We start from the raw sequence: 25,731 nt of genomic DNA, 5'->3' as shown, positions 1-25,731 counted from the left end.
TAAGTTTTCAAAGAGGCTGGTATGATCATGACGGTAAGAAACATCCAAAACTTGTAACCTTATGTGATACATTTATGATAAAATGAATAATGAGAGGGGATTTGAAAGGATATGAAGAAACTTTTAATAGCATTATTTTGTGTGGCATTGCCACTATCATCGATGTCTTTTGTGCATGCGCAGGAAAAGAAAGGAACAGCGAACACATCCATAAAGGAGGATGTATTCAACGATGGAGAATATGCATATGGCGATGGTTTTCAGGATATAGCGGAAGCCAATCCTTATGCACGTGTAGAGGGGTATACGTATCAGCGAAACGGCAATTATATTTTGTATAACTTTAAAACAACATCATTATATAAAGAGCCATATGGCAATGTTAAGGCAAAATTATCGCCAAAGATACGCTATGCCACGAAACGATATGGCAATTATTTTTATGTGAATACAGAAAAAGGAAGTGGATGGATCACCACTTGGGATGATAATATTCAGGAAATAGAAATTGAAGATATAGCAGCGCAGCTAAAAACAACGAAGACCTTAGATGTATATTCTGTACCTATCTTTGATGATCGATTCGCGAAAGGAACCATACCGGCAGGTACTTACACGATCAGCAAGCGTGCGAATTTCTTTGCCTATGTGAATAATGGAAAATATAAAGGATGGATCTTAACTTCTTATCATGATGACGGTTCGGTTTTCAATAAGCAATATGCAACCTATCTGAATACCAAACGAACCTTATCGCAAACAAGTGTTAATGGCATAGCCATCAAACAAAAATTATTGCCTAAGATTTCTGATCCTACACGTTCAGGTATCTCGATGGTTCCAAAGTATGTAACCATACACAATACAGCAAATGCCAGTAAAGGCGCTGGTGCCGCTGCTCATGCAAATATCCAATATGAACGTAACGTTTCCAGAGCTGCCGCATGGACATCCTGGCATTTTCAAGTAGATAATAAAGTCATTTATCAAAGTCTGGCAATGAATGAAGTAGGCTGGCATGCCGGTGATGGCAATGACAGTGGAAATGCATCAACGATTGGGATAGAAATCTGTGAAAATGCAGATGGCAATTATGCAAAGGCTGAAAAGAATGCAGCTTATTTAACCGCCAGTATCTTATATGAAAATGGATTGCCATATACAGCCGTCAAACGTCATCAAGACTGGTCTGGCAAGGATTGTCCATATAACATGAATCATATGAAAAAGGGATCTATGGGGTGGACGAAGTTTAAAGCAATGGTAAAAGATGAATATACGAAGTTACAATTAAAACTTTCGACGTCTTCGACATCGCTGCCAGTGGGTAACACGATGACCATAAAACCAATTGTTTCATCTAAACTCACCAATAAAAAGGTTACTTGGTCCAGCAGTAATGCTGACATCGCCAGTGTGGATGCCAATGGCACTGTATTGGGTATTCGCGAAGGCAGTGTCATTATTACGGCAAAAGATGCAGCAGGAGGCAAGGCTTCCTGTAAAGTAAGCGTGAAACCGGCACTATTAACCTTGCATACGACTTCAATCACGATGTATCGAAATAAAACGATAGCCTTGAATATTGTTACAGCTATTCAGGGCACACCTGTATGGAAGAGTAGTGATACCAGTGTTGTCAGTGTCAATGCCGATGGGGTATTGACGGCTAAGAAAGCCGGCAAAGCACTTGTGTTTGTTACAGCGGATGGAAAGAAGGCAATTGCCAATGTCACGGTAAAAGAGCCTGCCATCAAGCTGAATACAGCATCTGTGACAACCTATGTTGGAAAGACGTATACCTTAAAAGCCACAGTAACTCCAACAGCATCTATTTCATGGAAAAGTGAACAGCCATCCATAGCCAAAATTGATGCCAAGGGAACCATAACGGCGCTAAAAGCGGGAACAACCAAAATCAGCGCAACCGCAAACGGAGTTAAGGCAACCTGTTCGATTAGCGTGAAAAAGCCCATCGTTACCTTGGATAAAACATCAGTAACTTTGTATGAAAAAGGTAGTGTAACCTTAAAAGCGACGGCTTATGGAAAATCCCAAACCGTGCGTTGGTCATCGAATAATAAAGCAGTGGCAGAAGTTTCTTCATCCGGTAAGATTACGGCTAAAAAAGCCGGTACTGCCTATATCAGTGCCAGTGCAAACGATGCTAAGAAAACTTGTAAAGTCGTCGTTGTAAAGCCATCCTTGTCATTATCTAAGACAAGTGTTGCCGTGAATGTAAAAGGCTCCTATACCTTAACCGCCAGTGTCAAGGGACTTAGCAGTAAATGTGTATGGAAAACAAAGAATAGTAGCATTGCCACAGCGAGCAGTACAGGTAAGATTACCGGGAAAAAAGCAGGGACAACAACCATTTCGGTAACTGCGAATGGGATTACCAAAACATGTAAGGTCAGTGTGAAAACACCAACGCTTTCCCTTTCTAAAAGTAAATTGTCTATATATGAAAAAGGCAGTACAACCTTAACTGCCAAGGTATCTGGTGCAAGTACAAAGGCGACATGGAAATCCAGTAACACCAAGATAGCAAGTATAAGCAGCAGTGGGAAGTTGACAGCGAAGAAAGCGGGAAGAGTTACAATCACGGTGAGTGCGAATGGGCTTAAAAAAACTTGCGTTGTAACGGTAAAAAAACATACACCGGTATCTTCCATCAAACTAAATACGACCATGTTAACCCTGAATAAAATACGCTCTTTCCAATTACGTGCTTATATCTCACCGAGCAAGGCAACTTATAAAACAGTGAAATGGAGTTCCAGTAACACGAAAGTGGCAACCGTCACTTCAAAAGGAAAGGTATATGCGAAAAAAGCGGGAACAGCCTATATTAGTGCAACTTCCAGCAATGGTAAAAAGGTACGCTGTAAGGTACGCGTATATTAAGCAGATCGATAACAAGTGTTGGCATAAAAATCCCCTATGGTATTTGAATTTTTCAGCTTATAAAAAATAAATGCAGCAAGAGGCTATATTAATGCTATAATGAAACAGAAATAACAGGAGGAAGCTTATGAAAATATTAGTGACCGGAGGAACCGGATTTATTGGAAGTCATACCTGTGTAGAATTGCTGGATGCAGGCTTTGAAGTTGTAATCCTTGATAATCTTTATAATTCACAGGCAGATGTCGTTGATAAGATAGAAAGTATCACAGGAAAAAAAGTAACCTTTTATGAAGCGGATTGTTGTGATGAAGCTGCGCTGGCACAAATCTTTGCCCAACATAAGATTGATGCCGCTATTCATTTTGCCGGTTATAAAGCAGTGGGCGAATCTGTGGCAAAACCTTTGATGTATTATCAGAATAATTTAATGAGTACTCTGGCATTGTGCAAAGTGATGGCAAAGCATAACTGTAAGCGTCTGGTATTCTCTAGCAGCGCAACGGTTTATGGCAATCCGGCGAGTGTTCCTATCTATGAAGATTTTCCATTAGGACCTACCACAAATCCTTATGGTACTACAAAATTGATGATTGAACAGATCCTAAAAGATCTGCATGTATCCGATTCTGAATGGAATATCGCATTGTTGCGTTACTTCAATCCAATCGGTGCACACAAGAGTGGTTTGATAGGAGAAAGTCCTAATGATATCCCTAATAATTTAATGCCTTACATTGTAAAAGTCGCAAACAAAGAACTGCCTTTTTTACATGTATATGGCAATGATTATGATACACCTGATGGTACCGGCGTGCGTGATTACATTCATGTGGTGGATTTAGCCAAAGGCCATGTCAATGCAGTAAAAAAAGTCATGGAGCCAATCGGTGTAGATGCGTACAATTTAGGTACCGGCATAGGATATAGCGTATTGGATGTTGTTAATACATTCGCAAAAGTGAATGCGATTGAGGTACCATATCAAATTGATCCACGCCGTCCCGGGGATATTGCCCAATGTTACGCAAGTACGAAAAAAGCGTGGGAAGAGTTAGGCTGGAAAGCAGAAAAAGGATTAGAAGAAATGTGTAAGGATGCTTGGCATTTCTTACAGACAACAAAGAAATAAAGACAAGTGATCGAAAAGGCAGCGGATGGGCTGCCTTTCTTCACAGGGGGTTGTATATGAAAGCAGTAATTTTAGCTGCAGGTGTGGGACATCGTTTTAAAGAATTGACAAAATATAAAAATAAAGCTTTTTTTACCATCGGGCAAACTATGGTAATCAAACAGATTATTCAGTATTTATTACAAGCAGGTATTCGCGATATTACCATTGTTACCGGGCATCGGCATGAAGATTTTTCTATTTTGAAAAAGAACTATCCTATTCATATCCTGTATAATACGGCGTATGGTGAATACAATAATATCCATTCCCTTGCTTTAATCGCAGAACAATTGAATGAATGTTGGCTGATTCATGGAGATACGGTCTTATTCAAGAATATTTTTAAAGAAGCATTTACACATACCACGTTTTATACGATGCTGAAACGTCCCAATGGAGCGCCTGTTCGCGTAGTTGAAGTGGATGAACAGCACCATATTCAAGGATTTCATATCGATCGAGGAGAACGTAGAGTATTGTCCTTGCTTGGTGTCAGTTATTGGCGTAAGGATGCTCAGATGATCTTATTAGAAACTTTGAATCATCTGCATGAGAAGGAAAAGAAGCGCTTTGATGGGGAATGGGAAGAGTTGTTACAAGAGGTAGTAAAAAAAGTCGAGGTAGACGCTTATCAATTGGATCGCAAATATGGCGGTGATCTAAACACGATGAAAGATTATCAAGAAATCGTGGAGACGTATGATCGTTATTGGAAATCCATGCGTAAGTGATGACATTGCGAAACGTAAAATTTATAAATAAGAGATTATTTACTAGAAAAATATGAAAATATTTGAATAAACACGGAAAACCACCAAGTTGTGTCGTATGACATAGTGAGGTGGTTTTTATGCGTTGCCAACGTTGCGGAAATGAGGACATGAACTATTTTTATCAAGATGAGGGAGTCTGGTATTGTCGTAAATGCATTGGATTTGGCAGAATAGATGTCGGAAAGGAACCAATAACGCGTCCATGCATGCGCAGACGATGTAAGTGTCACTACACGCTGTCCTATCCCTTAACACCAAAACAACAAATCGCAGTTGCCTCCATTATGCAGTACCTGAAAGAAGGCAAAGATGTTTTAGTGTATGCCGCTTGCGGAGCCGGTAAAACAGAATTAACAATGGAAGCAATACAATGGTATTTATGCCAGGGAAAGAAGGTGGGCTTTGCGATCAGCCGACGACAGGTCGTCTTAGAAATACAGGAACGCATGCAGCAGGCATTTCCTATGCTACAGGTCATTGCGGTATGTGAAGGATTTACGGATATCACGGATGGAGATTTGATTATTTGTACGATGCATCAATTATATCGCTATCATGGCTGGTTTGATTTGCTCATTATGGATGAAGTAGATGCGTTCCCTTATCGTGATAATGCTTTGTTGGAAGCAATTGCGATGCATGCGTGCATTGGACAAAAGCTCATGCTCACAGCCACACCGGATGAGGATATGCTGGGAAGGGTGGAAAGGCAAGAAGTTTGCATGGTGGAATTGTTTCAGCGTCCACATGGCTATCCATTGATAGAACCGCAGGTGTATCAGATGCCAAAAGCTGCGCAGATGGTTTGGATGCTTTGTTTTTTACGTAAACAAAAACATGATGGCATACAGACTTTGGTATTTGTCCCGACGATACATATGGCGAATACATTGTATCGTTTCTTACGACTGACACATCGTTGTGCCGTATTCACCTCAAAAACGAAAGAGAAAGAAAAGGTGATAGATGAATTTCATGAAAAACGATATGATTTCTTAATCACGACGACCATTTTAGAAAGAGGTATCACCATTCGCGGTATTTATGTGATGATCCTATGTGCAGATCATCCCATTTTTCAAGAGGCCAGTCTCATCCAAATGATTGGGCGTGTTGGTCGTAACATCGAAATGCCGAAAGGGAAAGGAGTGTTTTTATGCAGCCACAAAACCACTTCTATCAAACGCTGCTCCATCGCCATTCACAAGATGAATCAGACATTGTAGAGCATTGTCTGTTATGTTTTCAGAATGTACATAAACAAGAAGATATCTTTCATTATGTAAAACGTTCTTCTTTCTTATGCGGGGCATGTCGAAAACAGTTGGAGCCCTTATGCAAGAGCACGAAGTTGGACTCACTGCAATTGTCTATGTTGTATCGTTACAATGATTTTTTAGAAAACATGATCTTTCAATTTAAAGAAGGTAGGGATATCGCTTTGCGTCCTGTGTTTTTTCATGAAGTTATGCAGGAACTTAATGACAAATTTCGACAATATGCCATTGTATTAATGCCTTCCAGTAAAGAGAAGATGTTGGAACGCGGTTTCTTGCCGGTAAGGGAGATGCTAAAAGCCTGTAAGCTGGAGATCATTGAACCCTTTTATAAGACAAGCAATCACAAACAATCCTTACAAAATATGCAAAACAGGGCTCTTATTTCGCAGGTAATACAACGAAGAAGTGATGTTTCTTTGCCCCAAAAGCCCTTATTACTAGTTGATGATGTATGCACAAGTGGTTCTACGATCTTGTGTGCATACCGAAAACTCTTGCCGCATACATATAAAATAGAGGCGCTGGTACTGGCAGCACATCCTCTTTTTGTCGAATCCTGCGATGAAAAAGGTTTGCTAAAACGTATGCGATTCTCTATACTTTGATTGTTGAAATCAGGAAGGTGAAGTGAATGAAAGGTAAAGTAAAATGGTTTAACGCAGAAAAAGGATATGGTTTCATATCCAGTGAGGATGGCAAAGATGTCTTTGTCCATTATTCACAAATTCTACAAGATGGATACAAGAGTCTGGAAGAAGGTCAGACGGTAACCTTTGAGGCAGTAGAATCAGAGAAAGGATTACAGGCACGTAATGTCGAAGTCTGTTCATCTTAATTTTTAAGATTTAGCGTAACATAAAAACATAGGATTCTTTAAGGTAGATCACCTTAAATTGCTACAATACAATCCATTTGGATTGTATTGGAAATGAAAAGGATTTGTAAAAGGAACAAAAGCTGTGTGTAAAAAATATACATTTTTGAAAAAATGTTTAAAATCGTTGTACTTCCAACAAAAACTGACGATTTTTTTACAAAACAATGTACTAAATTCATTGATTTTTCAATAAAATGTCTTTATAATTTTACTATGCAGTAAGGTTCGCATAGAAAGGTACAGGATTTAAGAATGCAAGGAAAAGTTAAAATGTTTAATCAAGAGAAAGGATACGGATTCATCACATTAGAAGATGGCAGAGATGTATTCTTTCACTACTCTCAGTTGATGATGGAAGGTTTCAAAACAATTGATGCTGACGCAAAGGTTGAATTTGAACTTGTTGAAACAGAAAGAGGTCTTCAGGCTCACAACATCGTAAAACTTTAAAAAAGTGTGAAAACAGGCAGAAGCCTGTTTTTTTATGGTGTATCCATGACAAGTTTGTGTTACAATAGAAAAGGTAATTTGTATAAATATTCACGATTAAAATAGTGAAAACGTATGAAAATATGACAAATACATATAGTGGAGGTTTTTCATGGCGAATTTTATTGAACGATTATTAAACGGCGAAAAGAAAACATTGCACAAACTGGAGAAAATTGCCGATGCGGTTATTGCATTGCAAGATTCCATGGAGGCATTGAGTGATGATGAACTGCGGGGAAAGACACAGGAATTCCAAGAACGTTACACCAAAGGGGAAACACTGGAGGATCTGCAGGTGGAAGCTTTTGCGGTAGCTCGTGAGGCTGCGCGCAGAACGATTGGCGAATTCCCTTATAAGGTACAGATCATGGGTGCTGCTGCCATGCATGGCGGTGACATTGCCGAGATGAAGACCGGTGAAGGTAAGACCTTGACATCAACCATGTGCGTGTATCTGAATGCATTATCTGGGGAAGGTGTACATGTAGTTACCGTCAATGAATACTTAGCTAGTCGAGATGCAGAATGGATGGGACAGATCTATCGTTTCTTAGGGTTAAGCGTTGGGGTAAACTCACGTCCTTTATCACCATTACAAAAACGTGAAGCATATAACTGCGACATCACCTATACGACAAACTCCGAATTAGGCTTTGATTATCTGCGTGACAACATGGTTACAGATGTTAAAGATCGTGTATTGCGCGGCTTGCATGTGGCAATCGTCGATGAGGTCGATTCCATTCTGGTCGATGAATCCAGAACACCATTGATCATTAGTGGCGGGGCGAAGAAAACAGCAAACTTATATTTACAGGCAGATGCCTTTGCGAAACGCTTAAAAGGCGATGATTATGAAATTGATGAAAAAACACGTCAAATCATGCTGAGTGAAAAGGGTGTTCATAGTGCAGAACGCTACTTTAAGATCAAGAACTTATATGATATTGAACATACGCAATTGGTTCATCATATTACGCAGGCCTTAAAGGCAAACTACATTATGAAAAACGAAGTAGAATATGTCGTTCAGGATAATGAGATCGTTATCGTCGATACCTTTACCGGACGTACGATGCCTGGTCGTGCATATTCGGATGGTTTACATCAGGCGATTGAAGCCAAAGAAGGTGTGCCGATTAAAGAAGAAACAACAACCTTGGCGACAATTACGTATCAGAACTTCTTCCGTCTGTATGATAAGCTAGCTGGTATGACCGGTACAGCCAAAACCGAAGAAGAAGAATTCTTAGATATTTATAACATGCGTGTTATTGAGATACCAACCAACCGTCCGGTTATCCGTGAAGACTATCCGGATGCCATCTTTGCCAATCCGCGCTTGAAATTCAATGCGTTGATCGAAGAAGTCAAAGAATTGTATGCGAAAGGCCAGCCGGTATTGGTCGGTACGATTTCCGTTGAAGCCAGTGAACTGGTACATCAGCTGTTACAAAAAGCACGCATTCCACATGAAGTATTGAATGCGAAGAACCATGCACGAGAAGCGGAAATCATCGCCAAAGCAGGTCGTCCGAAAAGTGTTACCGTTGCGACCAACATGGCAGGTCGTGGTACCGATATCAAGCTGACTGAGGAATCAAAAGCACTCGGTGGTTTGGCTGTCTTAGGTAGTGAGCGTCATGAATCCAGACGTATTGATAACCAGCTGCGTGGACGAAGCGGTCGTCAGGGTGATCCTGGTTTCTCTCGTTTCTATGTATCTTTAAAGGATGAATTGATGATTCGTTTCGGCGGCGAGAAGTTTAAAAAGCTGTTTGATTCTTTAGGCGATGCTCAGATTGAATCAAAGATGGTTACCAAATCTATCACCCAGGCACAGAAACGTGTCGAAGGCTATAACTATGACGTTCGTAAACAATTGCTGGATTATGATGATGTTTTGCGTAAACAGCGTGAAATCATGTATGAACAGCGTAACTTTGTCTTAGAAAACGAAGATGTTCATGGCATCGTTCGCGATATGATTGATCGGGTCATTGAAAATGTTGTCAATGCCAACGTTGATACTTCAAAACGTGAAGATAATGTCGATTATGATGGTATCCGTCAAGGTCTGGAAGTATTAGGTGTAGCGGCAGAAGATAATATAAAGGTTGAAAATCTGCGTGGTAAAGATGCCGATGAAACAGCAAAATATTGCAGCGATTATATTTTCCAGCTGTATGATGATAAGATCAGTGATATCCGTGATGAATTTAAACAATTTGAAAAAACCATTGTTTTACGTAATATGGACCGTAACTGGATCGAGCATATCGATATGATGGATAAACTGCGCAATGGTATTCATTTGCGTGCCTATGCACAAAATAATCCATTGCAGGCCTACATCGAAGAAGGTTATGAGATGTTTGAAGAAATGCAGGCAAGAATTGCCCGTGAAGTTGTCTTCTTCGCTATGAAGGTGCAAATCGAAAGAAAGGAAGCATAAATGGAACTATACGAAATCAGGCAGGGGGTGAACACTCATCAGGCGAAACTGAAACAGCTTGGTGAGTCACTTTGACTTAACTGCCAGACGCTATAAAATACAGGAGCTGACAGCGAAAACGTTGGAAGAAAGCTTTTGGAATGATCCGCAAAAGGCACAAGTCGTCATTCGTCAGTTAAATGCCATCAAGGATGTTGTGGATAGCTATGATGCGTTACAAAAGGCATTAAGCTCACTTGATGAAACACAGGAACTGTTGAAGGAAGATTTCGATGAAGAAATCTTTGAACTTTTTGAATTAGAATATCAGGAGATGGAAAAAAACTTTGCTGATTTTGAAATCAAGGTCTTGTTGTCACATGAATATGACCATTCCAGTGCGATTTTAGAGCTGCATCCAGGAGCCGGAGGAACCGAATCCTGTGATTGGGCAGATATGTTGTATCGCATGTACTCTCGCTGGGCGGAAAAGCACGAATTCAAAGTCAGTGTGCTGGATTATCAGCCGGGGGATGAAGCCGGTATTAAATCCATCACGTTCTTAGTAGAAGGTGATATGGCTTATGGCTATCTCAAGGCAGAAAAAGGTGTTCATCGTTTAGTGCGTATCTCTCCTTTTGATGCCGGAGGAAGACGTCATACCTCTTTTGCGTCTTTGGATGTCATGCCTCAATTTAATGATGAAATTGAAATTGAGATTAAACCGGAAGATTTAATCGTGGAAACAAAACGTGCCAGTGGTGCCGGTGGTCAGCATATTAACAAGACGGATTCTGCCGTACGCATGGTACATAAACCGACCGGATTAGTCGCAACTTGCCAAAACGGACGCAGTCAGCATGAGAACCGTGAGGAAGCATTGCGTGTGTTAAAGAGTCGCTTGTATCAAAAGATGATTGAGGAACAAGAGGCAAAGTTGGCGGAAATCAAGGGTGAAGTTAAGGCGAATGAATGGGGTTCCCAGATTCGCAGTTATGTCTTCCATCCTTACAGTATGGTAAAGGATCATCGCACCAATCATGAGACGAGTGATGTACAAGGTGTCATGGACGGTGATTTAGATGGCTTTATCTTTGCTTATTTAAAAACGTTAATTCAATAAATGTTCTCTATATTAAGATACTGACGTGCACAAAACAAGGTGATATTTCCTTTGCGGAAGTGTCCCTTTTTTTCTTTCCTTAAAATAACGATATCTCATACAAAAGTCCTACTGCTGTGATATAATAACGGATGGGATGTTAAGGAGCACGAACATGAAAAAAGAAACCTATGGAATGTTGATAGATGTACTATCAGTAATAGCGGGGAATCTCATTATTGCCCTGGGAGTCAATCTGTTTATTTTGCCATCAGATATATTATCAGGAGGTGTAGCGGGTATCGCCGTAGCCTTACAGCCGGTTTTCCATCTGCCGGCCACCTTAGTAATTAACGGATTAACGATTGGATTGTTTATCGTAGGCGCTATTGTATTAGGTAAACAATTTGCCATGAAGACGATTTTAAGTACTATTGTTTATCCTTTGTTTATTACGGTAACGCATGAACTGTTTGCGGATGTATTTATCACTAATAATGCATTGCTGGCGAGTATTTACGGCGGTGTCTGTATCGGTGTAGGCATTGGTTTAGTCTATCGTGTAGGCGCCAGCACAGGAGGAATGGATATACCGCCGCTGGTAATAAATAAATATACTAATATTCCCTTACCAACCTTGGTAATGTGCATTGATGGTGCTACGGTAGTGTTAGGTGCCAGTACATATGGCATAGAAGCAGCCATGATTGGACTAGTCTCTGTCTGGATTTGTGGACAGATCATTGATAAGGTGATGACCATCGGCAGCCATGAGGCTAAAAACGTCATGATTATTTCGGATAAATATGAAGAGCTGATGCAGGAAATTTATACGAATATCAATCGCGGCACAACAATTTTGCATGCGGAAGGTGGTTATACAAGGAAACAAAAACCGGTGATTATGACAGTCGTTATGAAAAAACAATTTCCTATATTAGATCGTATTATTGCCCATGTAGACCCGGAAGCCTTTGTGATTGTGAATGATGTCAATGAGGTACAAGGAGAAGGTTTTACGTATATGCAAGGTTTATAATTGTAAAAAAAGCAGAGCTGACAGAATTGAAGTGAACCCATAAAGTTAGATCGACAAATTATGAAGTGCATTTCAAATTCGCAGCACTGTTTTATTTTTTAGGTTGCTTTATTAAATTGGCGTTAAGGAAATGTAAGAATTTTACAGCCGGCAAACTTTTGGAAATGACTGCTATTTATGTTATAATGAAACGCGAAGGAGTGATAGAATGATTCTGTTGAAAAATGTCTCAAAATCATACAGAAATGGAGTTCATGCACTCCGTGATATCAACCTGGAAGTAGAAGACGGTGAATTTGTTTACATCATAGGACCAACCGGCTGTGGCAAATCCACACTCATCAAAATATTAGATGGTGAAGAACTGCCGGATGATGGTGAGGTATTTGTCAATGGTATCAATGTCGGTAAACTGCGACATGCGAAAGTACCGCTATATCGTCGCAATATCGGTGTAATATTTCAAGATTTTCGTTTACTCCCAAAGATGACCGTCTTTGAGAACATCGCTTTCGCTTTAGAAGTTCTGGCCATGGAAAAGACGGCAATCCGTCGTCGTGTCCGTGAGGTTTTAGAACTGGTCGATTTGCAAGATAAAGCCAAAGCCTTTCCGGAACAATTATCCGGCGGACAACAACAAAGGGCAACCATCGGCAGAGCCATTGCCAATCATCCTAAGGTACTCATTGCGGATGAGCCAACCGGCAATCTCGATCCGGAGAAATCCATTGAGATCATTCAACTATTGGATAAGATCAATCAGGTAGAAAAGACGACCATCGTCATGGTAACACATGATGAAAAACTGGTAAATGCATATAAAAAACGAACTATAGCCTTAGAAGAAGGATTTATCGTTGCCGATAGAAAGAAAGGCGGATACATACAACATGATTGAGTTTGTGAAATATCTGCCAAAACATGTGCTGAGTGCGCTGAAAGGGTTACAGCGCCATATGGCTATGACGATTTCCAGTGTTTCAGCAGTCAGTGTAACACTGCTTCTGATGGCACTGTTTTTTGTAATTGCGGGCAATGTAGAAAATTTCACGCAACATGTGGAAGGCGATTTAAAGATTCATGTGGCGATTGATTCCATTGCCGATCAAGATGCCATTACGGCTATGAAGAAAGAAATTGCCAAGATGCAAGATGTGGCAGCTGTGCATTTTAGCTCTAAAGAAGAAGAACTGGATGCGCTGATCAAAGAAAGCGGCAGCGTCTTTCAACGGTATAAAGATAAAAATCCTATGCCCAATGTGTTTATTGTCGAGGTAAAAGAAGCATCAAAAATTCCCAGTGTTACCAAAGCCTTAAATGCAATTGATGGTATAGAAAAAGCCGAATATGGAGGAGAAAGCATTCAGCATATGATTGACACCTTCTCTTTTATTCGCAGCAGTGGTTTTATTTTCGTTTTGGCATTATCACTGATTGCCTTATTTCTGATCACCAATACGATCAAAATGACAATTTATACACGGAATACCGAATTATCCATCATGCGTTTTGTGGGCGCAAATAATGCGTATATAAAAACGCCATTTATGATGGAAGGTATGTGCATCGGCATCATAGGCGCAATTCTGCCGATTGTCTTGATGTGGATCGGATATAGCACTTTATATCACATGCTGAATGGGTATTTTTTATCCAGTATGTTTGTGATGCAGCCACTGTATCCCTTCCTGCTACAATTGTCTGCTGTCTTAGTAGGCAGCGGAGCGCTTGTCGGTGTTGCGGGAAGCTTTCTGGCGACAACAAAATATTTGAGGTGGCGAAGATGAAAAAATGGAAACAGATTACACTGGCAGCTTTTTTATGTACCTGGGTAGTGACATCTTCCCAGTCAACATTAGATTTGCGGGCAAATGAATTTGAAGGAAATGAAGATGCCTGGGTCAAACGCTGCAGTGTCGCGCAAAGCAGTTCAGAAATGGCATCAAAATGTGCAAAGTTTAAAACATATTATGCGAAACAAAGCACACAGCTGCAAAATGAAGTCAATAGTCTGAAAAAACAAATCAGCGCATTAGATGACAGTATAGATAAACTGGCAGCAGCGGTAAAAAAACAAGCATCCTTAGTCAAGACGATCGAAAAGAAAATCGCCATGAATGAGGCTAGCATTCGTCTGATAAATTCGGACATTAAAAAACTAAATGAGAAAATCAATGCGTTGCAACGTTCTATTGATGAACGGAACGCTATTATCATCAAGCGGATGCAGGATGAACAAGCAACGATTGGTACGAATATGAGTTTGGAAATTATCATGGGCTCGCAAGATCTTTTAGATATGATTCGCAAGATTGATGGATTGAATCGTATCAATGAACAGGATCAGCGTGAAATTGATAAGATCAAAGAAGAAAAACAGGAACAAAATTTACAAAAAAGTGAAAAAGTTCGCTTAAAAACAGCTTTAGAAGAAACCAAAAGCAATAATGAAAAGGCCAAAAAAGAAGCTGAAGAAGTGCGGAAACAGAAACAAGTGCTGCTTGATAAATTCCGCAAACAGGAAGAGGCACTGGATGAAAAGATGCGTTCAGTAAAGGTTGATATTTCAACAATACAAGAGAATATGATCAATATTACAAATGCTCCAAATGGTTCCTTTAATTTCACGACAAGTGGCAAATTAGCCAAACCGGTCAATGGTTCCATTTCAGCAAATAGTTTCTATTATCCAAACGGCGGTGTGCATTTAGGGTTAGATGTAGCAGTTCCTTTGCGTACGCCTATTTATGCGCCGGCAAATGGAATCATTCTATACGCAAATAATCCGGTTTCAACAAATAGCGGATATATCGGCAATACGACCGGGTATCCAGCCGGCACCGGAAATTCTATTCAGATGCTGACAAGAGTTGATGGAACGACCTATGCGTTATCGTTCTTCCATATGGCACAGGAGAACTTCAGTGTCCGCGCCGGACAGAAGGTAAGTAAGGGACAATTATTAGGTTTAAGCGGAAATACCGGTAATACAACTGGTCCGCATTGCCATTTAGAAGTCATCAATCTCGGTAATATGGGAATAGATACTGCCATCAGCCGTTTTCAGTCAACCGCGGATTTTGCCTGGGGCAATGGCTGGGGATCAGCCGGTTTGGCAAATGTGTGTAGCGTAAAAGGCCCACCATGTCGTGAGCATCCGGAAGATGTATATGGCTATCGATAAGAACGATCCAAAAGACAGGAGTGAAACGTATGATACGATTAGAAAATGTTTCAAAGGAATATAAAAACGGAGTTCATGCTCTGCGTGATATCAATCTGACCATCGAGGACGGCGAATTCGTTTATATCATTGGTCCTACCGGCAGTGGGAAATCTACGTTAATCAAACTGCTGGATGGCGAAGAAATACCAAATTCCGGCACGGTTATGGTAGAAAACATTAATGTCGGAAAATTAAAACACTCTAAAGTACCTGTGTATCGCAGAAATATCGGTGTTGTCTTTCAGGATTTTCGACTTTTGCCACGCATGACGATCTTTGAAAATATCGCTTTTGCATTGGAAGTTATCGGAATGAAAAAAGTAGATATTCGACGCCGTGTGCGGGAAGTGCTAGAACTGGTTTCCTTACAGGATAAAGCCAAAGCCTTCCCAGATGAATTAAGCGGCGGACAGCAGCAGCGAGCAACTATCGGTCGAGCTATTGCCAATCATCCGAAAGTGCTGATTGCGGATGAACCTACGGGAAACTTGGATCCGCAAATGTCGGCGGAAATTATGGATCTGTTGGAAAAAATCAATGAAGTAGAACATGCGACCATTGTCATGGTCACGCATGACTCTACCATTGTCGATCGTTTCAAAAAACGCACCATCTGTCTGGAAGAAGGCTACGTGATAGCCGATATCATGAAGGGGGGCTACTTGAAACATGAGTAATTTCTTTCGTTCCTTGCCCAAGCATATAAAAACGGCCTTTATAAGTATCTTTCGCCATTTGGCCATGTCTTTATCTGCCATCAGCGCTGTTACGGTAACTTTATTACTGTTTAGTACCTTTTTGATGATTGCAGGTAATATTTCATTATTCACAAAAAATATTGAAGATGATCTGCGCATTCATGTTGTGTTGCAACCTGATGTGGTGAAACAGGCGGATATTGATAATGTACAAAAAGACATTGAAGGCATACAAGGTGTAAAAAAAGTGACCTTTTCTGATGCCGATCATGAATTGGAACTTATGATCAAGGAGCATGGAGAAGATTTTAAAATGTATCGGGGAAAAGAGAATCCCTTAAGTAATGCTTTCTTTGTTTCGGTGAAGGATGCCGATACCATTGCGGCTATCAGTAAGCAGATAGAACAATTGGATCATGTAAAACAGACGATGTATGGTGGAACCAGTGTACCAAAGATGGTGTCCATGGTTGACTCCATCCGTTTTGGCGGATTGATCTTTGTCATCTTGTTGACTCTTTTGGCACTTTTCCTGATCAGTAATTCGATTAAAATGACTATATATGCCCGCAATGCTGAAATTGCCATCATGCGAAATGTCGGTGCCACCAATTGGTACATCAAAGTTCCGTTCATGTTGGAAGGTATTCTAATTGGCTTATTGGGAGCCATCTTACCATGCATCTTTACATATTTTGGTTATCCTTATGTATATGAAATGCTGGGCGGCCAAATCGTCACAAGCTTATTTGGTTTACAACCGATATATCCATTCACCTTACAAATCTGTGCCGCTTTATTAGGCTTTGGTATGTTGGTAGGTTTGATAGGCAGTTTCTTATCAACGACGAAATATCTGCATTGGAAACGTTAAGCAAAAAAATAGTATGAGTATGATAAAATGATTCATCTTATAAGGTGAAGCCGGACATCATGCTCTTTTCTTTATGCACCTTACGATTTTTAGATGTTCATGAAAGGGAATTGTGAGAATGTCAAGAGTCTGTTATAATCAACATAGAACAATGAAGAGGAGAGATCAGATGTATGGATAGAAAAAAAGTGATGAAAATAGCTGTCATAGGAGTGCTATTGTTGAGTTTCTGCTTTCTGATAACTGCCCCTATTCATGCCGATGTAGGAAATTCCTTCAGTGGCGGCGGTGGCGGACACAGCTCAGGAGGAGGTGGGGGATACTCCCATTCTTACGGCGGTTCCGGTGGATTAAGTGGTATTTTCTTTCTATCAAGTTCACCGATAGGAATTGTCGTGCTGGTCTTATTGGTTTTATATGCCGTATATAATATGCGAAAAGGAAAGGGAACAGCCAATACGTATACTTATGCCAATCCCGGCATTAAATCTAATGAAGGTATCTTTGAAGAGGAAATTATTGCCCGTATCCAGGAAGAAGATCCTGCATTCTCAGCCGAAAACTTTCGTAATTATGCAAGTGAAGTGTGGTTGACCTTGCAAGAGGCATGGGAAGCCAAAGATTGGCATAAGGTACGCCCATTTGAAAGTAATACTTTGTTCAATGTTCATAATCGCCAATTACAGGAATATATAGACCATCATAAAACCAATTACATGAATATGCAGAATGTCAGAGGCATTACGATTGCCAGCTATAGCAGTGATGAGGAACATGAAATCATCCATGTGAAGTTAGATGCCAGCCTGCTTGATTATGTTGTCGATGATGACAGTGGCAAAGTGTTAGAAGGAAGTAAAACAGATTATGTATATCGTTCTTATAATCTTGAATTTATTCGTAAGAAAGGGATAAAAACAAAAGAACAGGAAGGTACAGCCGTTACCAATTGCCCGAATTGTGGAGCACCTACTACGGTGACCAGCAGCGGACAATGTGAATATTGTAAATCCATCATTACCAATGGTGACTTTGGTTGGGTATTAAACCGTTACAGTCCATGGTAAGCATACTTAGACATATCCAATATATGAGGAGGAGGTAAGCATATGGGATTAATTAAAGCAGCTATCAGCAGTGCGAAAACAACATTAGCCGATCAATGGCTGGAGTATTTCTATTGTGATTCATTAAGCGATGATGTGTTGGTTAAAAAAGCCAGTAAACGTGTCGATGCCGGAAGTAACACGAAAGGCAGTCCGGATGTCATCACCAATGGCAGCGGTATTGCGGTTAATGAAGGACAGGCAATGTTGATTGTGGAAGACGGTAAGGTCGTTGATTTTACTGTAGAACCCGGTCGTTTTATCTGGGATTCTTCCAGTGAGCCAAGTTTGTTTGATAACGGCTGGCAGGGATTAAAGGATTCCTTTAAAACGTTTGGGAAACGATTTACAATGGGTGGTACTGCCGGTAAAGATCAACGTGTTTATTTCATCAATTTAAAGGAAATCTTTGATAATAAATTTGGCAGTGCGACACCGATGGCATATAACGATCCAACATATCGTGCGATTTATATTCGTTATTTTGGCTCTTATACGTTCAAGATCAAAGACCCTATCGTTTTCTATACCAACATCAGTGGAAATATTCGTGATGTTTATACAAAAGCTGATTTGATGGAACAATGCGATGCAGAATTCGTGAATGCATTGGATGAAGCTTTGGCAAAATGTAGTGATGAAGGATTCCAATTTAATGATCTGCCAAAACGGCAGCGTGAAATTGCGAAGTTCATGAATGACACCCTCGATGAAGAATGGCGTGAACGTCGGGGAATGGAAATTGAAGCTGTCGCAATCTCTAAGGTTACACCGGATGATGAATCCAGAAAACGTATCGAAACCATCGATGATGCCATCATGTTATCTGATTCTCGCGTAGCAGCCGGAAGACTTGCTGGCGCACAGGCCAATGCTATGGAGAATGCAGCCAGTAATGAAGCCGGAGCTTTTACCGGATTCTTAGGTATGGGAATGGCCAATGCAGCAGGTGGACAAGGTGCTAATATGTATAGCGGCATGCAGCAACAAGAAGATAATCCTTTCTTTATGAAGAAGGAACCAGCCTCATCTAAGCCAACATGGACGTGTGCTTGCGGCGCTGTCAACAGTGGTAACTTCTGCAGTGAATGTGGAAAACCGAAACCGCAAGAAGAAGGATGGACATGTGCTTGTGGAGCAGTCAATTCCGGCAACTTCTGTAGTGAATGTGGAAAACCAAAACCAACAAAAGGTTTTGTTTGCAGTAATGAAGCATGTGGCTATACCAGTGATGAGAATATGAAATTCTGTCCAGAATGTGGCAGCCCGAATAAAAACAAATAAACACGAAAAGAAGTGTGAACAGCACTTCTTTTTCATACAAAAAACGATGTAGCTGTGAATAAAAAAGTGCTATACTATACATAAAGCATACATAGGGGAGTGTTGTTATGGAGTAAGAAACCGGTTATTTAATTATGGCAAGAAAGATGGCATATTGTTATCTTTTTCTGTTCAACAGTTTATTTCTATACTGGTTTATCGACTATTTTTATAATCTGAATGCTTCTAAATACTATTTTTATATCACAATTACCGCAATCACGTTACTGATTAGCAACGTGCTGCATGCTCTTCATAAGCTACAGCTAAAAAAAGATAATCAAACAACAACATGGAATTTTTCCATCTCGGATAAATTGCTTTTTCTTTGTATTAGAAGCTATCCGATAACAACCATGATAAGCGTTTACCAATCATCTTCTCATTGGTTAAACGCTTTTCCTATATAGTGTAGCAATTGTAAGGATATATTGTAAAAATATCGCGATTCATGTAATTTTTGACATAATTAAAAAGAGATATATGAGATAATATATATACGTGAAGTCGGGGTAGGTGAGTAAGAAATGAATGTTGCTGTTTATAATTTTTTATATGCACTCGCCGTCACCTATTATCTGGATACTCTTTTAACAAGAGCATATGGAAAAACTTCCCTGTACATCCATCTTATCTGTAATTTGTTCAGTTCCATTGTTATCATGAATATTTTTTATGAAGAACTATTGATGCGCGAATTCTTATATTTTAGCAGTTTGCTTTTTATTATCTGCTTCTTGTATAAAGACCGTTTATTATGGAGAATGGTCGTTCTTGTGATCCTTATGCTGATGGTTCCTATCTTGGAAATCCCTTTGGATCTTTATGTAATAAATTGTACCACGTATTCACCTGAAGTATTTTTACAACAGTATCCGCTAACCATGCCATTATTAGGGCTTTGGAATTTTATTGGTTTATGGCTAGTATCATATTTTTTAAGAAAAAGACGGCACGCGGTTTTACACATAAATGTTTATTTGACAGTGTTGCTTTTATCATATTTCTTATTAATATTTTTTATACCGTTGTTAATTTACTTACAAGATTTTTTAAAAGCACAATCACCAATTTTATTGATGATGGAAATCTTGCTGCTATGGTTAAATCATTATGTATTGAAAAAATACTATGACAGCACGCTGCAAATCAAGCGAATGCAAAGTAATACCCAGGTGATGTTAGAAGAAGTTGAACAGATGAAGGAGTATAAAATGGAATATAATCAGATCTTACGTCATGACTTAAAAAATCAACTAGCGGCATTAGAACTCATGTGTAGAAAAGATAATACTACCAAAAGAAGGGAAGATGAATAGGAATGCAAACAGCGGATACATCTTTTAATTTTTTAATTTATAATGTACTCTTATCGATTGGCATTGCTTGTTTTTTTGATTCTTTACTAGAACGAAACTATAAGATACTGTCTTTGCCTGCATGTATCATGATTTGCTCTGTGGCAGCTCTGATTACCGAAACCATACTTATTCATCAAGTCGTTATGCGTAATATTTTTACATATGCTTGTTGGTATTTCGCTCAACATATCTTTTATAAAGGATCAGCAAAACAAAATGTTTTCCACATTCTGGCAATCAGCTGTCTGTTGATCTTGTCAGAATTGCCATTTGACTTTGTATTATTACTACTAAAAGGGGATATCGCTTCTTTTTATGCAGAGCATACGGATGTTATCTTTCTATCACTTCTTTTGATATACCCATGCATGGCCTTATGTTCACGCAGTATACGAAAAAAAGACCATCTTTCCATATCAATCGACCTGTACCTATGGATAATCTTTCTATTAGCCTTCTTTATGATCGTATTGTTCCCGTTATTTGTTATTATCGGCGGTTATTATAAATATGATATGAGAATATGTTTTGTATTGGCAATGGCCTGCTTTATCGGAAGTGTGATTACCCTATGGGGGTATGTGCGAAAGAAAAGGAGTGAATTAGCATTACATAACCATCAAGTATTTTATACAGAAGTGAATGAATATTATTTAAACGATGTAAAGAAAAGAGATGAATATGTACGACTTTTTCGCCATGATTTGCAAAATCAATTAGAAACAGTCAAAACATTACAGAGGAGGAAGAAAGATGATGCAACTCGTATTAGTAGAAGATGAATATATCCAATTGGAAGAATATCGAACATTATGCGAACAATATTTGCAAGGGGAACAATATAAAATTACTTGTTATGTGAATGCTGAAGGTTTGCAAGAACATATGAAATTAGGGAAGCCGATAGACATACTTATTATGGATATTCGCCTGTCAAATGCCAATGGTATTGAACTAGCAAAACAAGTTAAGCGGGTATACCCACATACGGCAGTTATATTTATAAGCGCTTATTTAGAATACGCTCCTTTTGTGTATGAAGTTGACCATGTCTATTTCATTTATAAAAAAAACACCTTACATCGCTTTCCTAAAGCGCTGGCAAAAGCCATTAAGCATTATCACAATAAAGAGAGCAACATATTGCCGATCCATTGGAAAAAAGAAGTTATCTTATTAAGCATTTCCGATATTATTTATATCGAACGGGAAGGACGTAAAACAAATATCATTATGTGTGATGAAGAACAAGCCGTTTATCAGAAGATCGATGATATCATGAAACAATTACCTGAGGATTTATTTATTCGTATTCATCACAGTTTTATTATCAATTTTGATTACATCCGCTCTTTTTCAAGAGATAAAATCATTATGAAAAACGGAAAAGAATTGCCTGTTAGTCGAAGCTATGAAAAAACCGCAAAAGAAAAAATTTATCATCTAATGGATGAAAGCATGGTGTAGTTATGAATATATTATCAGTTACATCTTTTCAGCTCTTTTACCAGACAATGTTAAACATCGTATTCGTATGGTTTTGCTATCGCTGTCTTACATTCAAAGGGAAACCATGGCAATATGGTGTTTTCGCACTCTTCTTTATGATTTGTAATATGTTACCATTTTTATCAAGTGACAGAGTTGTGCGATCACTGATTGCATATGCGGTAATGTTAGGTTTTGTTATTTTCTTATTTGAAGACCAAATCAAATATCGCATATTTGTGGCGATTTCATATCTTATGATTTTATTCGTACCGGAATTTTTGTTCGATTTTATTGTTATGTATATTTTGCATATTGATATAATGACTATCTTATTAAAACAGCCATGGGTATATGGCATATGCTTTCTGATTACATGGGGTTTTGCTTATCTTGTACAAAAAATCCTACGTTCATATTTTCAAACATCACCTTCCAGAAATCCGGAATATTTGTTATTATTGTGTGCCAGTGGAATGATTACTATTTTTTTGGCACCGGTATTTTATTTACTGTGCTGTCCGAAAAACGAAATCAACTACTTTATAACAGGAATTGTCCAAAGTGGCTTTTTTATCATCTTTTGTTATGAAGCACGTCATGTCAGTCTTATGTATCAAAGACAAGAAAAGGTGAAAGCATCTTATGCATCTTATGAACTGTTATTAAGAAATTGTGAAGATAATCGAATGTACCAGCATGTATTACATCATGATTTACAAAACTATATGGAAACAGCACATATGCTGTTACATCAGGAGGAACAACATGGTTCAATTTTTAATGAAGAATAAAGAAATCGGTTTATTAGGTATCATGCAAGTGCTGATCTTCATTGTTTTAGCATTTGGACAATGGCATAAAACAAGTGATATGTATGTATATGCAGGAGTATTCTTATTACAGGTTATTTCCTGCGTCGTGTTATATTGTTTGTTTCGTAAAATACTTCGCAACATTGAAGAAGAGAAAAAACAAAGTATGTTGAAGAAGCAACAAAAGTATGCCGAAGAACACAAAAAGGTGAAAGCACAATTGGATAATCAGTTAGAGGACATTGAAGAGCAAGTTTCGCTTATGTTAAAAAATCTACAGATGAATGCGGAAAAGATGAGTGAAAAAGCATTCCATGAAGCGGTAAATGAGATTATTGCCAACAGTGAACAGCTTTATCAAGTGGATTTTTGTGATAATAAAACGATTGATGCTATCCTGTATAATAAATCACTGTTAGCAAAAAGCCTACATATTCCCTTTGATATCCAAGTGCAAATACCGCAACAGCTCAATATTGCATATGTCGACCTAATATGTGTCTATGCCAACTTATTAGATAATGCAATTGAGGCAAATTGCCAAGTTGATGAAAAACAGCGCATGTTAAAAATAACTTCGGCATTAAAAATGAATCAGCTGATCGTTAAGGTAGAAAACGCAAAACCTGCCAATCTACACATTGATAAAAGCAGCGGGAAAACGACAAAAACAGATACGAGTGAACCGCATGGACTAGGATTAAAAATTTTGCAGCGGACAGCTGAAAAGTATCATGGTGATATGTTTATTCAGGATAAGGGACATGAGGTAAGCATCACCGTGTTTATGGAAAATGTTAATATTGGTTCCATATCGTAAAAATATCAAGCACCATGTCATTTTTCGTAAGGTATCTACTCTTTATTCGACTATAATAAAAATGATTGATTAATAAAGAAAGGTGGATCAGCAGAGATGAAAAAGATTATGATGAGTATTTTTGCAGGTATATTGTCGATATCTTGTATGACGTTGCCGATAGAGGGGAAAACACGTTGTTCTTCAGAGGTAAGCAGAGCGGCAGATGATTTTTATGATGGTTATCAATATGATGAAACAACAGGCTGTTATTATGAGCTTTTACCTTATGAAGATGCATATGTAAAAGTTTTCTTACCTAAAAATACAGAAGCATTTATGATACCTGCAAAAATTGCCGGCTATCCTGTAAAAGAGGTGGCGATAAAAAGTTATGCCTATGGTCTCACTGATAAATATGCAGAAGCATATAATAAGTTAAAACAAATCAATGTAGCGAAAGATAACGCTTATTTTTCTAGTCAGAATGGGGTACTTTATGATAAAGAAGGAACGACCTTACGATACTATCCGGCAGGAAAACCGGAAACTAGCTTTATAGTACCAGCAAAAGTAAAAGATATAGCGAATTTTGCTTTTATTTCTAATCGTTATTTACAGACGTTGGATACCAATGGTTTGACTTCTATTGGTTTTGGAGCCTTTTATGATTCTAATATTCAAAAATTAAAAATCAATAAGACATTAAAAGATATTGCTTTTGGCGTAGCAATTGCTAATATGCCACCTACATTTGGCAAATGTAAACAGCTAAAAGCGTTTGAAGTTGATGCGGGAAATCAAAACTTTTCAACAATAGATGGCGTGCTTTTCAATAAAGACTGTTCAAAACTCATATATTATCCGAATGCGAAAGGACAATTTTATACTGTTCCTAATAATACGAAAACAATTTCTCAATATGCATTTTGGCTAAGCGGATATGATAGTGGTGAGATGAAACAACTTACTATCGGGAAACATGTGACAAATTTCGTTGATGATGTCAGATCAACAACTTTTAATGGATGTGGGAAAGCGTCTATAAGGTGCTATAAAGATTCTTATGCATATACTATATGTCTACAAAAAGGAATGAATGTTATAACGATACCAGAAAAGATAGCACTGAATTGTGTTTCAAAAACATTAGAGAAAAACGCAACCTATAGTTTCAAACTGACGACTTTCCCTAGCGATGCATCTAGATCTGTTACGTGGAGAACAGGTAACAGTAAAGTAGCTAACATTGATAAGAATGGTAAAGTAACTGCTGTAAATGCAGGGAATACTTATATATATGCAAAAACACCGGAAGGGTTGGAAGCAAAGGCAAAGGTTACGGTTATTCTTCCATCCATAACAAAAACAAACATTACAGTAAGCAATAGTGCCTATACGGGGTCACAAATCAAACCATCCATCACTATAAAAGATGGCACAAAAACTTTAAAAAATGGAACAGATTATACAGTATCTTATGGAAAGAATACCGCTTTAGGTAAAGGAACGGTAAAAATCAGTGGAAAAGGGAATTATATCGGTTCGATTACGAAGACATTTACAATTAGTAAACGAAGTGTCACTACATTAAGCTATGGCGGTCTTTCCGCAAGAACCTATACGGGAAAGGCTATCAAACCATCCATTAGCGTGAAGTATGGAAAAACGACCTTAAAGAATGGACGCGATTATACAGTTTCTTATGGAAAGAATATTTCTCCCGGCAAAGGAACGGTAAAGATCAGTGGAAAAGGGAATTATACCGGTTCGATTACGAAGACATTTACAATTAGTAAACGAAGTGTTACCACATTAAGCTATAGCAGTCTATCTACAAGAACCTATACAGGAAAGGCTATCAAACCATCCATAACGGTGAAATATGGAAAAACAACTTTAAAAAACGGACGTGATTACACACTGTCTTATGGAAAAAATGTAGCAACCGGAAAAGGCACAG

Annotated in this window: 23 protein-coding genes; all 23 read left to right on the top strand. The window is 38.7% G+C overall.

Going from position 1 to position 25,731, the window contains the following annotated elements:
* Positions 1-111 precede the first annotated feature (111 nt).
* The gene (locus LI241_RS11950; protein WP_008690506.1) at positions 112-2,907 is read left to right on the top strand and encodes an Ig-like domain-containing protein; all 2,796 of its coding nucleotides are present in this window, start codon (positions 112-114) and stop codon (positions 2,905-2,907) included.
* A 127-nt stretch (positions 2,908-3,034) separates the two neighbouring features.
* A complete protein-coding gene (gene galE, locus LI241_RS11945) occupies positions 3,035-4,039 on the top strand; it encodes a UDP-glucose 4-epimerase GalE (protein ID WP_008690508.1) in 1,005 nt (334 codons plus the stop codon).
* Positions 4,040-4,095: 56 nt separating this feature from the next.
* On the top strand, positions 4,096-4,812 hold the full coding sequence (locus LI241_RS11940) for a sugar phosphate nucleotidyltransferase (RefSeq protein ID WP_008690509.1): 717 nt from the start codon (positions 4,096-4,098) through the stop codon (positions 4,810-4,812).
* Between the two features lie 119 nt (positions 4,813-4,931).
* The gene (locus LI241_RS11935) at positions 4,932-6,080 is read left to right on the top strand and encodes a helicase-related protein (protein ID WP_008690511.1); all 1,149 of its coding nucleotides are present in this window, start codon (positions 4,932-4,934) and stop codon (positions 6,078-6,080) included.
* Entirely contained in the window at positions 6,011-6,739 is a 729-nt protein-coding gene (locus LI241_RS11930; protein WP_017144766.1) for a ComF family protein, read from the top strand. Before LI241_RS11935 ends, LI241_RS11930 begins: the two co-directional genes overlap by 70 nt.
* A gap of 26 nt (positions 6,740-6,765) precedes the next feature.
* Positions 6,766-6,969 carry a cold-shock protein gene (locus tag LI241_RS11925; protein ID WP_008690515.1) on the top strand — a complete coding sequence of 68 codons (204 nt, stop codon included), beginning with the start codon at positions 6,766-6,768 and terminating at the stop codon, positions 6,967-6,969.
* Positions 6,970-7,263: 294 nt separating this feature from the next.
* Positions 7,264-7,461, top strand: coding sequence for a cold-shock protein (locus tag LI241_RS11920; protein WP_008690517.1), 198 nt, complete (start codon positions 7,264-7,266; stop codon positions 7,459-7,461).
* 151 nt (positions 7,462-7,612) lie between these two features.
* Positions 7,613-9,958: a preprotein translocase subunit SecA gene (gene secA / locus LI241_RS11915; protein WP_227151317.1), complete on the top strand. Its 2,346-nt coding sequence runs from the start codon at positions 7,613-7,615 to the stop codon at positions 9,956-9,958.
* A protein-coding gene (gene prfB / locus LI241_RS11910; protein ID WP_119957497.1) for a peptide chain release factor 2 occupies positions 9,959-11,060 on the top strand; the annotation gives its coding sequence in 2 pieces (ribosomal slippage) (positions 9,959-10,030 and positions 10,032-11,060; 1,101 coding nt in all).
* A 154-nt stretch (positions 11,061-11,214) separates the two neighbouring features.
* Positions 11,215-12,078, top strand: coding sequence for a YitT family protein (locus LI241_RS11905; protein WP_008690523.1), 864 nt, complete (start codon positions 11,215-11,217; stop codon positions 12,076-12,078).
* A gap of 208 nt (positions 12,079-12,286) precedes the next feature.
* Complete coding sequence (gene ftsE / locus LI241_RS11900) at positions 12,287-12,976, top strand: cell division ATP-binding protein FtsE (RefSeq protein ID WP_008690525.1); 690 nt, start codon at positions 12,287-12,289, stop codon at positions 12,974-12,976.
* Positions 12,936-13,865 carry a permease-like cell division protein FtsX gene (ftsX, locus tag LI241_RS11895; protein WP_226896983.1) on the top strand — a complete coding sequence of 310 codons (930 nt, stop codon included), beginning with the start codon at positions 12,936-12,938 and terminating at the stop codon, positions 13,863-13,865. Before ftsE (LI241_RS11900) ends, ftsX (LI241_RS11895) begins: the two co-directional genes overlap by 41 nt.
* Positions 13,862-15,262 carry a murein hydrolase activator EnvC gene (locus LI241_RS11890; protein ID WP_008690528.1) on the top strand — a complete coding sequence of 467 codons (1,401 nt, stop codon included), beginning with the start codon at positions 13,862-13,864 and terminating at the stop codon, positions 15,260-15,262. Before ftsX (LI241_RS11895) ends, LI241_RS11890 begins: the two co-directional genes overlap by 4 nt.
* A gap of 29 nt (positions 15,263-15,291) precedes the next feature.
* Positions 15,292-15,981: a cell division ATP-binding protein FtsE gene (ftsE, locus tag LI241_RS11885; protein WP_008690529.1), complete on the top strand. Its 690-nt coding sequence runs from the start codon at positions 15,292-15,294 to the stop codon at positions 15,979-15,981.
* Positions 15,974-16,876, top strand: a complete 903-nt coding sequence (ftsX, locus tag LI241_RS11880) for a permease-like cell division protein FtsX (protein ID WP_008690530.1) — start codon at positions 15,974-15,976, stop codon at positions 16,874-16,876. The genes ftsE (LI241_RS11885) and ftsX (LI241_RS11880) overlap by 8 nt, the downstream gene beginning before the upstream one ends.
* Before the next feature lie 173 nt (positions 16,877-17,049).
* Positions 17,050-17,943, top strand: a complete 894-nt coding sequence (locus LI241_RS11875; RefSeq protein ID WP_008690531.1) for a TIM44-like domain-containing protein — start codon at positions 17,050-17,052, stop codon at positions 17,941-17,943.
* A 42-nt stretch (positions 17,944-17,985) separates the two neighbouring features.
* Positions 17,986-19,266 (top strand): SPFH domain-containing protein, encoded by a 1,281-nt coding sequence (locus LI241_RS11870; protein WP_008690532.1) that lies wholly within the window; start codon positions 17,986-17,988, stop codon positions 19,264-19,266.
* A gap of 566 nt (positions 19,267-19,832) precedes the next feature.
* Positions 19,833-20,624, top strand: a complete 792-nt coding sequence (locus LI241_RS11865) for a hypothetical protein (RefSeq protein ID WP_008690533.1) — start codon at positions 19,833-19,835, stop codon at positions 20,622-20,624.
* 2 nt (positions 20,625-20,626) lie between these two features.
* A complete protein-coding gene (locus tag LI241_RS11860) occupies positions 20,627-21,448 on the top strand; it encodes a hypothetical protein (RefSeq protein ID WP_008690534.1) in 822 nt (273 codons plus the stop codon).
* Positions 21,420-22,133, top strand: a complete 714-nt coding sequence (locus tag LI241_RS11855; protein ID WP_227151315.1) for a LytTR family DNA-binding domain-containing protein — start codon at positions 21,420-21,422, stop codon at positions 22,131-22,133. Before LI241_RS11860 ends, LI241_RS11855 begins: the two co-directional genes overlap by 29 nt.
* A 2-nt stretch (positions 22,134-22,135) precedes the next feature.
* Entirely contained in the window at positions 22,136-22,948 is an 813-nt protein-coding gene (locus LI241_RS11850) for a hypothetical protein (RefSeq protein WP_008690537.1), read from the top strand.
* Entirely contained in the window at positions 22,923-23,789 is an 867-nt protein-coding gene (locus tag LI241_RS11845; protein ID WP_008690538.1) for an ATP-binding protein, read from the top strand. The genes LI241_RS11850 and LI241_RS11845 overlap by 26 nt, the downstream gene beginning before the upstream one ends.
* A 96-nt stretch (positions 23,790-23,885) precedes the next feature.
* The coding region (locus tag LI241_RS11840) for an Ig-like domain-containing protein (protein WP_227151313.1) at positions 23,886-25,731 on the top strand (1,846 nt) is incomplete at its 3' end.

This window comes from Longicatena sp. 210702-DFI.1.196, assembly GCF_020563125.1.
Taxonomy (GTDB): domain Bacteria; phylum Bacillota_I; class Bacilli_A; order Erysipelotrichales; family Erysipelotrichaceae; genus Longicatena; species Longicatena caecimuris.
The sequence above is the reverse complement of the archived record's forward strand: the minus strand, read 5'-3'. Positions and strand labels throughout refer to the sequence as shown.